Annotated in this window: 11 protein-coding genes; 7 read left to right on the top strand and 4 right to left on the bottom strand. The window is 53.3% G+C overall.

All coding sequences use genetic code 11. The annotated features are described in order from the left end of the window. Positions 1 to 2 precede the first annotated feature (2 nt). Both BZK41_RS22265 and rhtB read right to left on the bottom strand, forming a co-directional pair. Positions 3 to 875, bottom strand: a complete 873-nt coding sequence (locus tag BZK41_RS22265; protein WP_079939621.1) for an Rpn family recombination-promoting nuclease/putative transposase — start codon at positions 873 to 875, stop codon at positions 3 to 5. A 162-nt stretch (positions 876 to 1,037) separates the two neighbouring features. After that, on the bottom strand, positions 1,038 to 1,658 hold the full coding sequence (gene rhtB, locus BZK41_RS22260) for a homoserine/homoserine lactone efflux protein (protein WP_003828938.1): 621 nt from the start codon (positions 1,656 to 1,658) through the stop codon (positions 1,038 to 1,040). A gap of 110 nt (positions 1,659 to 1,768) precedes the next feature. On the opposite strand from rhtB, the gene pldB reads away from it, so the two are divergent. From pldB to BZK41_RS22245, 3 genes are all read left to right on the top strand, one after another. Next, positions 1,769 to 2,785: a lysophospholipase L2 gene (gene pldB, locus BZK41_RS22255; protein WP_079939620.1), complete on the top strand. Its 1,017-nt coding sequence runs from the start codon at positions 1,769 to 1,771 to the stop codon at positions 2,783 to 2,785. A gap of 15 nt (positions 2,786 to 2,800) precedes the next feature. After that, on the top strand, positions 2,801 to 3,601 hold the full coding sequence (yigL, locus tag BZK41_RS22250) for a sugar/pyridoxal phosphate phosphatase YigL (RefSeq protein WP_008787091.1): 801 nt from the start codon (positions 2,801 to 2,803) through the stop codon (positions 3,599 to 3,601). A gap of 80 nt (positions 3,602 to 3,681) precedes the next feature. Then, positions 3,682 to 4,581 carry a carboxylate/amino acid/amine transporter gene (locus tag BZK41_RS22245; RefSeq protein ID WP_003828930.1) on the top strand — a complete coding sequence of 300 codons (900 nt, stop codon included), beginning with the start codon at positions 3,682 to 3,684 and terminating at the stop codon, positions 4,579 to 4,581. Here the strand turns inward: BZK41_RS22245 and metR are convergent. After that, complete coding sequence (gene metR, locus BZK41_RS22240) at positions 4,469 to 5,422, bottom strand: HTH-type transcriptional regulator MetR (RefSeq protein WP_003017908.1); 954 nt, start codon at positions 5,420 to 5,422, stop codon at positions 4,469 to 4,471. The genes BZK41_RS22245 and metR overlap by 113 nt on opposite strands. Before the next feature lie 248 nt (positions 5,423 to 5,670). Here metR and metE point away from each other — a divergent pair, with 248 nt between their 5' ends. After that, positions 5,671 to 7,932 carry a 5-methyltetrahydropteroyltriglutamate--homocysteine S-methyltransferase gene (gene metE / locus BZK41_RS22235; protein WP_079939619.1) on the top strand — a complete coding sequence of 754 codons (2,262 nt, stop codon included), beginning with the start codon at positions 5,671 to 5,673 and terminating at the stop codon, positions 7,930 to 7,932. 96 nt (positions 7,933 to 8,028) lie between these two features. Here metE and BZK41_RS22230 read toward each other — a convergent pair whose 3' ends face one another. After that, positions 8,029 to 8,835 carry a dienelactone hydrolase family protein gene (locus BZK41_RS22230; RefSeq protein WP_079939618.1) on the bottom strand — a complete coding sequence of 269 codons (807 nt, stop codon included), beginning with the start codon at positions 8,833 to 8,835 and terminating at the stop codon, positions 8,029 to 8,031. A 265-nt stretch (positions 8,836 to 9,100) separates the two neighbouring features. Between BZK41_RS22230 and udp the strand changes: the two genes are divergently transcribed. The 3 genes from udp to ubiE all read left to right on the top strand — a co-directional run bounded on the left by udp (position 9,101) and on the right by ubiE (position 12,283). After that, positions 9,101 to 9,862 (top strand): uridine phosphorylase, encoded by a 762-nt coding sequence (gene udp, locus BZK41_RS22225; RefSeq protein WP_003828923.1) that lies wholly within the window; start codon positions 9,101 to 9,103, stop codon positions 9,860 to 9,862. 140 nt (positions 9,863 to 10,002) lie between these two features. Continuing rightward, positions 10,003 to 11,433 carry a DNA recombination protein RmuC gene (rmuC, locus tag BZK41_RS22220; protein ID WP_139762653.1) on the top strand — a complete coding sequence of 477 codons (1,431 nt, stop codon included), beginning with the start codon at positions 10,003 to 10,005 and terminating at the stop codon, positions 11,431 to 11,433. A gap of 94 nt (positions 11,434 to 11,527) precedes the next feature. Continuing rightward, positions 11,528 to 12,283, top strand: coding sequence for a bifunctional demethylmenaquinone methyltransferase/2-methoxy-6-polyprenyl-1,4-benzoquinol methylase UbiE (gene ubiE, locus BZK41_RS22215; protein WP_003017897.1), 756 nt, complete (start codon positions 11,528 to 11,530; stop codon positions 12,281 to 12,283). The last annotated feature ends 7 nt before the right edge of the window (positions 12,284 to 12,290 follow it).

Below are 12,290 nucleotides of genomic sequence, written 5' to 3'. Positions count from 1 at the left end.
GCTTATTGCGCAAGCTTCTGTAGCTCATCCTTCGAAAGGCCGGTCATTTCCATAATCGCGTCGGTATCAAGACCTCGCTTGAGCATCGCTTTCGCCACATCAGTAAGGGCAATGCGTTTGCCCTCTTCACGTAGTTGATCCGCCATTGTCATCAGTTTTTCTCCATGCTGCGGCACCCGCTGTGCCAGCTTATACAATAATGCCTGAACATCTTGTGTATTCCCTGCTTGCACCATGTAGTTTACCAGCACGGTTATTTGTTGTCCGCTCATCTTCTCCAGCATAAACAGACGGGTAAGTTTATCCAGCAGCTGCGCCATGTCGCGCTGGCGAATGTGTTTTTGTACTAATGTCAGCGCTGCCATACTGCGATGCTGCATGATCTCATCATCTGGAATAACCGTCACATCCACCAACGGAAATGGTGTGCTGTAAAGTTGAAGGGCGGTTCCAGAATCCTCAAAGTGATCCAGCCAGTTCATTGAGCCTTGCCATGGGCTTTGCTTGCCATGGTAAAAGAGAACAGGAATAACCAGCGGCAGAGTGTCGTTTCCAGCCTCAAGATGACGCTGCATCGCTGCGATAGCGTAGCGCATCAGGCGAAATGACATGTGCTTATCCGGTGAGCTTTGATGCTCAATGAGCACATGTACATAGCCATGTCCGCTGGTGGTTTCCAGTGAGTAGAGAATATCGCTGAAATAGGGGCGCAGATCGTCCTCCACAAAACTGCCTGATTCCAGACGGAGCGTTTCCAGTTTGCATATTTTGATTAACGAGGGAGGAAGATGAAGTTCGATAAAGTCCCGCGCGGTTTCCACGCGGGAGAGGAAAGTTTTAAATACTGCGTCATGTGGTGTTGTTACTTCCGCCATCGTTCATCATCCGTGAAAAGTGAATATGGCGGCATTCTGGCATTAGCAATCAATGTCTAACAGTGCAGAATGAAAGACTTTTCTCCCTTTGCGGCGAAGTACGAAAAGCCATGTTCAGAGGCTCTTACAGATAGCATTTCATTGCGAGCGACGTTCCATTTGCTAGGCATGCCTTGCCGATGCCAGCAGGGCGCCTATCAGCATAAACAGCGAGCCAAATACTTTGTTGAGCGCCTTCATTTGCTTTGGCCCTTTAATCCAGCCTGCAATGCGTGTGGCCAGCGTCGCGTAACCGATCATCACAATGATATCGACCACGATGGTCGTAACGCCAAGCACCACGTACTGCATCAGCTGCGGTTCCTGCGGCAGGATAAACTGCGGGAACAGAGCGGCAAGAAAAACAATGCTTTTGGGGTTGGTAAGATTAACAAAGACCGCGCGTTTGAACAGGCGGCTGCGCGATTGTGTATTCGCCATGGTGTTCAGATCGATAGCACCTGCTGCCCGCCATTGTTGAATACCCAGCCAAATCAGATAGGCCGCCCCCGCCCACTTCAACACCTCAAATGCGATCACCGAACGTGAAAATAGCGTTCCCAGTCCCACGCCAACCAGAACGATATGAATGCCCAACCCGGTCTGTAAACCCGCAATCGACGCACTGGCACCGCGATATCCGTGGCTGATGGCGGTGGTCATGGTGTTGATTGCGCCAGAGCCTGGGGACAAGCTCAAAATAATAGAGGTCAGCAGGTAGGCGAACCACCATTCAAAGGTCATGAGAAACTCCCGGATTGTCTATTTTTATGCCACAATACGCTACTGCCGTTAGGTTGTGTCAGTGACGGCGAAAAAAACGATTTTACTTGGTCAGCGAGGCTGGATACCCGATGTTTCAGCAGCAAAAAGACTGGGAAACAAGAGAAAACGCGTTTGCTGCTTTTTCCATGGGGCCACTGACAGATTTCTGGCGTCAGCGGGAAGAAGCGGAATTTACGGGCGTGGATGATATTCCCGTACATTTTGTCCGTTTTCATGCAGAAAAAAACGATCGCGTCATCGTCGTCTGTCCTGGACGCATTGAAAGCTACGTGAAATACGCTGAACTGGCGTATGACCTGTTTCATTCTGGTTTTGACGTTCTCATTATCGATCACCGTGGTCAGGGGCGTTCCGGGCGTATACTTTCGGATCCGCATCGCGGTCATGTCGATAACTTTAATGACTATGTCGACGATCTAACCGCCTTCTGGCAGCAGGAAGTGCTACCAGGCCCGTGGAGAAAACGCTATATCCTGGCGCATTCAATGGGCGGGGCGATTGCCACGTTATTCCTGCAGCGCCACCCGAATCAGTGTGATGCCATCGCGCTTTGCGCACCGATGTTTGGTATTGTGATGCGCTTTCCCGACTGGATGGTACGCCATATTCTGGACTGGGCTGAAGGGCATCCGCGGATCCGCGAAGGCTATGCGATGGGAACCGGGCGCTGGCGGGCGCTGCCGTTCGGTATGAATGCGTTAACCCATAGTCGACAGCGCTATCGGCGCAATCTACGCTTTTATGCTGATGAGCCGCGGTTGCGCGTTGGCGGTCCCACCTATCACTGGGTACGCGAAGGGATTCTGGCTGGCGAACAGGTTTTGGCTGGCGCGGGAGACGACGCGACGCCGACGTTGCTGATTCAGGCCGAAGAAGAGCGTGTGGTAGATAACCGCATGCACGATCGTTTTTGTGAACTCCGCGCCGCAGCGGGCCATCCTGTAGAAGGGGGTCAGCCGCTTGTCATCAAAGGCGCGTACCATGAGATCCTTTTTGAAAAGGACGCCATGCGCTCAGTCGCGCTTAACGCTATTGTCGAATTTTTCGACAAGCATAACTCATCCAGCGGAACCCGCTTTGCCTAGAGGTTGAATTTTCTTATGTATCAGGTTGTTGCATCTGATTTAGACGGTACGCTGCTTTCCCCCGACCATACTCTGTCCCCTTATGCCAAAGAGACGCTGAAGTTATTGACCGCTCGCGGCGTTAACTTCGTGTTTGCGACTGGCCGTCACCATGTTGATGTGGGACAAATTCGCGATAACCTCGGCATTAAAACCTACATGATCACGTCCAACGGCGCGCGCGTGCATGATTCTGACGGGAATCTGGTGTTTTCGCATAACCTTGATCGTGACATTGCCAGCGACCTGTTTGGCGTAGTGAATGCAAACCCGGACATCGTGACTAACGTTTATCGTGATGATGAGTGGTTTATGAATCGCCATCGTCCGGACGAAATGCGATTCTTCAAAGAGGCGGTGTTTAACTATTCCCTGTTTGAACCTGCATTACTGGAGCCTGAAGGCGTCAGCAAAGTGTTCTTCACCACCGACTCTCACGAAAGGCTGCTGCCGCTGGAGCAGGCGATTAACGCCCGCTGGGGCGATCGCGTCAACGTCAGCTTCTCTACGCTTACCTGTCTGGAGGTCATGGCTGGCGGCGTATCGAAAGGTCATGCGCTGGAAGCGGTAGCAAAAGCGATGGGCTACAGCCTGAAAGACTGCATCGCCTTTGGCGACGGGATGAACGATGCGGAAATGCTCTCCATGGCAGGTAAAGGCTGCATTATGGGCAACGCTCACCAGCGCCTGAAGGATCTGCACCCGGAACTGGAAGTCATTGGTCTTAATGCCGACGATGCCGTGCCACACTATCTGCGTGAGCTGTTTTTGCAATAACGCTATTGTTCGTTAGTTGACCAGTTGTCAACTAAGAACTTCGCTACAATGGGTGTACCTTTTGTTAAGAGACATCCATTGTGGCGTTACTCATCATTACCACAATTCTGTGGGCCTTTTCCTTTAGCCTGTTTGGCGAGTACCTTGCCGGTCATGTCGATAGCTATTTTGCGGTGCTGGTGCGCGTTGGGCTGGCGGCGTTGGTGTTCCTGCCGTTTCTACGTACTCGTGGACACAGCGTAAAAACGATCGGGCTATATATGCTGGTGGGTGCCATGCAGCTTGGCATTATGTACATGCTGAGTTTTCACGCCTATCTGTACCTGACGGTTTCAGAACTGCTGCTTTTTACCGTGCTGACGCCGCTCTACATTACGCTGATTTATGACCTGATGAGCGGACGTCGTCTGCGCTGGAGTTATGCCTTTAGTGCGTTACTGGCGGTGATTGGCGCGGGGATCATTCGTTACGATCAGGTGACCAGCCACTTCTGGACCGGTCTGCTGCTGGTGCAGTTGTCCAATATCAGCTTTGCCATTGGTATGGTGGGCTATAAACGTCTGATGGAGACGCGGCCAATGCCGCAGCACAACGCCTTTGCCTGGTTTTATATGGGCGCCTTTATGGTGGCTGTCGTGGCCTGGTTCATGCTGGGCAATGCGCAGAAAATGCCTGCAACCACGCTACAGTGGGGAATTCTGGTCTTTCTTGGCGTGGCGGCGTCCGGCATTGGTTACTTTATGTGGAACTACGGCGCGACCCAGGTGGATGCGGGCACGCTGGGCATCATGAACAATATGCATGTCCCGGCCGGGCTGTTGGTTAACCTGGCTATCTGGCATCAACAACCTCACTGGCCAAGCTTCATCATTGGTGCGGCTGTGATAGTGGCTTCACTGTGGGTACATCGAAAGTGGGTCGTTCCGCACTCCGTACAAACGGCAGGTGATCGCAGGCGTGATTCCGCGCTGAGCGAATAAACGCTTCTGTGACCGGCTGTCGCTGCTCGCCATCACGCACGGCGGCGTACAGTCGGCTCCACAATCCATCACCCAAGGTCTTGGTCACTACCAAACCCTGGCGTTCAAAACTCTCCACCACCCAGTGCGGTAACGCCGCGATACCCATTCTGGCTGCAACCATCTGAATCAGCAGCAGGGTGTTATCCACGCTTTTCAGCGACGGACTAACGCCTGCAGGCTGCAGGAAATGCCGCCATACATCCAGTCGACTCCGTTGCACCGGGTAAATGAGCAGCGTCTCACTGGCCAAATCTTCTGGCGTGATTTGCGTTTTACTGGCCAACGGATGGTCAGGCGCCAGTACCAGGCGGACTTCAAAATCGAACATCGGCGAGTAGTGCAACCCGCTGCGCGGCAGAATGTCGGAGGTTAACACCAGATCCAGCTCATCCTGCTGTAGCGCCGGTTGCGGATCGAACGTCACGCCGGATTTAAAGTCCATCTCCACCTGCGGCCAGTTAGCACGAAAATTCTCCAGAGCGGGCGTCAGCCATTGAATACAACTGTGACATTCAATCGCGATTCGCAGCCGGGTTTGCTGCGGTTCGTTGCAGGCTTGCAGCGCACGACCAATTTGCGGCAACACCTGATTTGCCAGCTGCAGCAAAATTTCGCCCTGCGGCGTAAAGCGCAGAGGCTGGCTTTTACGGATAAAAAGTCGAAAGCCAAGGCGCTGCTCCAGATCGCTGAACTGGTGAGAAAGGGCGGATTGGGTCTGATGCAACGTCGCCGCAGCGGCTGCCAGAGAACCACTATTCCGCAACGCCTGGAGCGTTTTCAGGTGTTTAATCTCGATCATGAAAGTCCTTCACTTCGGCATGAACAAATTGCGCTTGAGGAATATACAGTAACCGCCAATTATGGATGTGTAAACATCTGGACGTCCAAAACTCGTCATATTTCGGCTTGCAGATGCGTTGGCTTCCTCGCTTACCCCAGTCACTTACTTCAGTAAGCTCCTGGGGATGCGCTGTGTCGCCGCCTTCCTGCAAACAGAACTATTTAGAGTTTTTGCTTCAGATTCAATGAAATAAGAGAGGAAGAAAAATGACAATATTGAATCACACCCTCGGTTTCCCTCGCGTTGGCCTGCGTCGCGAGTTGAAGAAAGCGCAAGAAAGCTACTGGGCGGGAAATTCTTCCCGTGAAGATTTGCTGACCGTTGGTCGCGAGCTGCGTGCCCGCCACTGGGATCAGCAGAAGCAGGCGGGCGTTGACCTGCTGCCGGTGGGTGATTTTGCCTGGTACGATCATGTGCTGACCACCAGCCTGCTGCTCGGCAACGTTCCGGCTCGCCATCAAAATAAAGACGGCTCGGTCGATATCGATACCTTATTCCGCATTGGCCGTGGCCGCGCACCAACGGGTGAACCCGCGGCGGCGGCAGAAATGACCAAATGGTTTAACACCAACTATCACTACATGGTGCCAGAGTTCACTAAAGGTCAGCAGTTCAAACTGACCTGGACCCAACTGCTGGATGAAGTGGACGAAGCGCTGGCGCTCGGTCACCAGGTGAAGCCAGTGCTGCTGGGGCCGGTAACCTATCTGTGGCTGGGGAAAGTGAAAGGCGAACAGTTTGACCGCCTGAGCCTGTTGAACGACATTCTGCCGGTTTACCAGCAGGTGCTGGCCGAGCTGGCGAAACGCGGTATTGAGTGGGTGCAAATTGATGAACCCGCGCTGGTACTGGAGCTGCCGCAAGCGTGGCTGGATGCCTTCAAACCAGCTTATGACGCCCTGCAGGGCCAGGTGAAGCTGCTGCTGACCACCTACTTCGAAGGCGTAACGCCGAATCTGGATACCATTACCGCGCTGCCGGTGCAGGGGCTGCACGTTGACTTCGTGCACGGCAAAGATGATGTCGCCGAGTTGCACAAACGTCTGCCTGCCGACTGGCTGCTGTCAGCGGGGCTGGTGAACGGTCGCAACGTCTGGCGCGCCGATCTCAGCGAAAAATACGCACAAATTAAAGATATCGTCGGGAAACGTAACCTGTGGGTGGCTTCTTCCTGCTCCCTGCTGCACAGTCCAATCGATCTCAGTGTGGAAACCCGCCTTGATGCAGAAGTGAAGAGCTGGTTTGCCTTCGCCCTGCAAAAATGCGGAGAGCTGGCGCTGCTGCGCGATGCGTTGAATAGCGGTGATACGGCGGCAATTGTCGAGTGGAGCGCACCGATTCAGGCTCGTCGTCACTCTACCCGCGTACACAACGCTGCAGTGGAAAAACGTCTGGCGGCAATCACCGCCCAGGACAGCCAGCGCGCTAACGCTTACCCGGTTCGCGCCGAGGCGCAACGTGCCCGCTTTAATCTGCCGGCATGGCCGACTACGACTATCGGTTCATTCCCGCAAACCACAGAAATTCGCGGCCTGCGCCTGGACTTCAAAAAGGGCAACCTGGATGCCGGTAACTATCGCACCGGAATTGCGGAACATATCAAACAGGCGATTGTTGAACAGGAACGTCTGGGTCTCGACGTGCTGGTACACGGTGAAGCCGAGCGTAATGACATGGTCGAATACTTTGGCGAGCATCTGGACGGTTTCGTCTTTACCCAGAACGGTTGGGTGCAGAGTTACGGCTCTCGCTGCGTGAAGCCGCCGGTGGTCATTGGCGACGTCAGCCGCCCGGAAGCGATCACCGTTGAGTGGGCGAAGTATGCTCAGTCGCTGACCGACAAACCTGTAAAAGGCATGCTGACCGGTCCGGTGACCATTCTCTGCTGGTCATTCCCGCGTGAAGATGTGACGCGTGAAACCATCGCGAAGCAGATTGCGCTGGCGCTGCGTGATGAGGTGGCGGATCTGGAAGCGGCGGGTATCGGCATCATCCAGATTGATGAACCGGCACTGCGCGAAGGTCTGCCACTGCGTCGCAGCGACTGGGCGGCGTATCTGGAGTGGGGCGTGGAAGCCTTCCGCATTAACGCCGCTGTGGCGAAGGATGAAACCCAGATCCACACCCACATGTGTTATTGCGAGTTCAACGACATCATGGACTCCATTGCGGCGCTGGATGCGGACGTGATCACCATCGAAACCTCACGCTCTGATATGGAGTTGCTGGAATCGTTTGAAGAGTTCGACTATCCGAACGAAATTGGGCCGGGCGTATACGATATTCACTCGCCGAACGTTCCTAGCGTGGAGTGGATTGAAGCCCTGTTGAAGAAAGCCGAGCAGCGCATTCCAGCAGAACGTTTGTGGGTGAACCCAGACTGCGGCCTGAAAACCCGCGGCTGGCCGGAAACGCGTGCCGCGCTGGCAAACATGGTCAAGGCAGCGCAGAATCTGCGTCAGGCATAATTCGGTGCCCGGGAAGCGCTGACGCTTACCCGGGTTACAGGAAATCGCAATAGTAGTAGGCCCGGCCAGGCGTCGCCGCCACCGGGCAATTAACGTTTATTTCTTCCCACCGTATTGCACGAACCACTCCAGCATTCTCTGCCAGCCGTCTTTCGCGGACTCTTCGTGATAGCTCGGGCGATAATCGGCGTTGAACGCATGTCCGGCATCGGGATAGACCACGATTTCCGCTTTAGCATTGGCGGCGCGTAGCGCCTGGCGCATTGTTTCAACGGTATCTTGCGGAATGCTGGTGTCCTGGCCGCCATAAAGTCCTAAAACGGGGGCGTTAAGATCGGTTGCGATATCAACGGGATGTTTTGGCGAGTTGAGGGTTTTATCACCCACCAGTTTGCCATACCACGCCACCGCCGCTTTTAACTGCGGATTATGTGCGGCATACAGCCAGGTGATGCGTCCACCCCAGCAAAATCCGGTGATCATCAACTGGTGCGCATCTCCTCCGTTGCGGGAGGCCCAGCTGGCGACGTGGTCCAGATCGGCCAGTACCTGAGAGTCAGGCACTTTGGCGACAAGGCCACTGAGCAACGTGGGGATATCGGCAAAGTCATTGGGGTCGCCTTCGCGAAAATAGAGTTCTGGTGCGATAGCCAGATACCCTTCCAGAGCCAGACGACGGCAAACGTCACGAATGTGCTCATGAATACCAAAAATCTCCTGCACGACAATGACTACGGGCAGCAGGCCATCAGTCTGTTTTGGTCGTGCGTGATACGCTGGCATATCATCGCCTTGTGATGGTATGGACGTTACACCGGCGATAATTGCAGTATCCGGGGTGTGAACCGTGGTAGACGTCGGTGGAGATACAGCAGGTGCAAAGCCAGATTGTCGTGTTGTCATGGTATTCTCCGTACCCTTAAATATTCAGCAAAAAAGCGCATTGTTAACTATAGACACATGCAACGAACCACATTGCCTTAAACGGGCTATCTTTTGTGCAGGGCTTCCTTACATCACATCATTTATGTGATGCTCATCACTTTTTGATGGTAATTGAATGCAATTGATTTACATCATAGTGATGACTGTCACGAAAATATGTTTATGCCTTCGGTAAAGTGTGTTTTTGCTTCTTCTGACAAAACCGATTCACAGAGGAGTTTTTATGTCTAAGTCTGATGTTTTTCATCTCGGCCTCACTAAGAACGATTTACAAGGGGCTACGCTTGCTATCGTCCCTGGCGACCCGGAGCGTGTGGAAAAGATCGCCGCGCTGATGGATAAGCCGGTTAAGCTGGCATCTCATCGCGAGTTCACCACCTGGCGCGCTGAGCTGGATGGTAAAGCCGTGATCGTTTGTTCTACCGGTATCGGCGGCCCGTCCACCTCTATTGCCGTAGAAGAACTGGCACAGCTGGGCATTCGTACCTTCCTGCGTATCGGTACGACTGGCGCTATCCAACCGCATATCAACGTGGGTGATGTACTGGTTACCACGGCATCTGTTCGTCTGGACGGTGCGAGCCTGCACTTCGCACCAATGGAGTTCCCGGCCGTTGCGGACTTCGAGTGCACCACCGCGCTGGTGGAAGCGGCGAAATCTATCGGCGCCACCACTCACGTGGGCGTTACCGCATCTTCTGACACCTTCTACCCGGGCCAGGAGCGTTATGACACCTTCTCTGGTCGCGTCGTGAGCCGTTTCAAAGGCTCAATGGAAGAGTGGCAGTCTATGGGTGTTATGAACTACGAAATGGAATCTGCTACGCTGCTGACCATGTGCGCAAGCCAGGGTCTGCGTGCCGGTATGGTCGCGGGTGTTATCGTAAACCGTACTCAGCAAGAGATCCCTAATGCGGAAACGATGAAACAAACGGAAAGCCACGCTGTGAAAATCGTGGTAGAAGCCGCGCGTCGTTTACTGTAATTCTCCCTTCTATTCAAAAAGGCCGACGCGTTCGGCCTTTTTATTTTGCGTAGTACCTCGCAGGAAATTCCTTTTAAACTGGACGTTTATACAGCACAATTCTATTTTGTGCGGGTAAGTCGTTGCTGTAAGGGGGCGTTGTGGATATTTCAATTATGATGAGTGCCGTGCTGGCGTTAGCCGCAGGGCTACTGGTAGGGTGGCTGGCAACAAAAGCGCGCGCCGATCAAATCCGTGCCGACCTCATCGAAGAGCGACGTGAACTGGATATTGCGCTAAGCGCCGCTCGCCAGCAGCTCTCGCAGGAAGCTCACTGGCGTGATGAGTGCGAACTACTCAATAACGAATTACGCAGTCTGCACAGTATCAACACCTCTCTGGAAGCCGATCTTCGTGAAGTCACTACCCGGCTGGAAGCAACGCAACAGCATGCGGAAGATAAAATCCGCCAGATGATCAACAGCGAGCAGCGTCTGAGCGAACAGTTTGAAAACCTGGCGAATCGTATTTTCGAGCACAGCAACCGCCGTGTTGATGAGCAAAATCGCCAAAGCCTGAACAGCCTTCTTGCGCCGCTTCGTGAACAACTGGACGGTTTTCGTCGCCAGGTTCAGGATAGCTTTGGTAAAGAGGCGCAAGAACGACATACCCTGGCACACGAAATTCGTAATCTCCAGCAACTGAATGCGCAGATGGCGCAGGAAGCGGTAAACCTGACGCGAGCATTAAAAGGCGATAACAAAACGCAGGGTAACTGGGGAGAGGTCGTACTCTCGCGGGTACTCGAAGCCTCTGGTCTGCGTGAAGGCTATGAATATGAAACCCAGGTCAGCATCGAAAACGATGCCCGTTCGCGAATGCAGCCTGATGTCATCGTTCGGCTACCGCAGGGTAAAGATGTGGTGATCGATGCGAAAATGACGCTGGTCGCCTATGAGCGCTATTTTAACGCAGAAGATGAATACACCCGCGAAAGTGCATTGCAGGAGCACATCGCCTCAGTACGCAACCATATTCGACTGCTGGGGCGCAAAGATTATCAGCAGCTTCCTGGGCTGCGTACGCTTGACTATGTACTGATGTTTATCCCCGTTGAGCCCGCTTTTTTACTGGCGCTCGACAGACAGCCCGAACTGATTACCGAAGCGCTTAGAAATAACATTATGCTGGTGAGCCCCACCACGCTGTTGGTGGCATTGCGCACGATCGCCAACCTGTGGCGCTATGAGCATCAGAGCCGTAATGCGCAACAAATTGCCGATCGGGCCAGCAAACTTTATGACAAGATGCGGTTGTTTGTGGATGATATGTCGGCAATTGGCCAAAGCCTGGACAAAGCCCAGGATAACTACCGACAGGCGATGAAAAAACTCTCTTCCGGTCGTGGAAACGTCCTGTCGCAGGCAGAAGCGTTTCGTAGTTTAGGCGTGGAAATTAAGCGCGAGATTAATCCTGAGTTGGCTGAGCAAGCTACTACACAGGATGAAGAATACCGCTTGCGCTCGGTCCCTGAGACGCAACAAGATGCGCCTTACCCCGAGGATGAAGCGGTAAATCAGCAATCAAACTAGTCCATTTGGGGTAGTTGAACCCGGCAGAAGGGTAGGGCAAATTGGCCCAATCTGTTACACTTCTCGAACATTTTTTGGATGAGCAGGCACTGAGATGGTGGATAATTCACAAGAAACGACGCACTTTGGCTTTCAGACCGTCGCTAAAGAGCAGAAAGCTGACATGGTGGCCCACGTTTTTCATTCTGTGGCGTCTAAATATGACGTTATGAATGACTTAATGTCATTTGGCATTCATCGTTTGTGGAAGCGCTTCACCATTGACTGCAGTGGCGTGCGTCGCGGGCAAACCGTTCTCGATTTAGCGGGCGGTACCGGCGATCTGACGGCGAAATTCTCTCGCATGGTTGGTGAAACCGGCAAAGTTGTGCTGGCGGATATCAATGACTCAATGCTCAAAATGGGTCGCGAAAAGCTGCGTAATATTGGCGTGGTAGGTAACGTTGAGTACGTTCAGGCGAATGCGGAAGCATTACCTTTCCCTGACAACACGTTTGACTGCATCACCATCTCTTTCGGTCTGCGCAACGTAACGGATAAAGACAAAGCATTACGCTCCATGTACCGCGTATTGAAGCCGGGCGGACGTCTACTGGTGCTGGAATTCTCCAAACCCATCATCGAACCGTTGAGCAAAGCCTACGATGCGTACTCTTTCCATGTTCTGCCGCGTATAGGTTCAATGGTCGCAAGCGATGCCGACAGCTACCGCTATTTGGCGGAGTCCATCCGTATGCATCCCGATCAGGACACCTTAAAAGCAATGATGCAAGATGCCGGGTTCGAAAGCGTTGATTACTACAATCTGACAGCAGGTGTCGTTGCGCTGCATCGTGGTTACAAGTTCTGACAGGAGA

Source organism: Citrobacter sp. A316 (assembly GCF_002042945.1).
In the GTDB taxonomy this organism is placed as follows: Bacteria; Pseudomonadota; Gammaproteobacteria; order Enterobacterales; family Enterobacteriaceae; genus Citrobacter; species Citrobacter portucalensis.
This window is presented reverse-complemented; position numbering and strand designations above follow the sequence as displayed.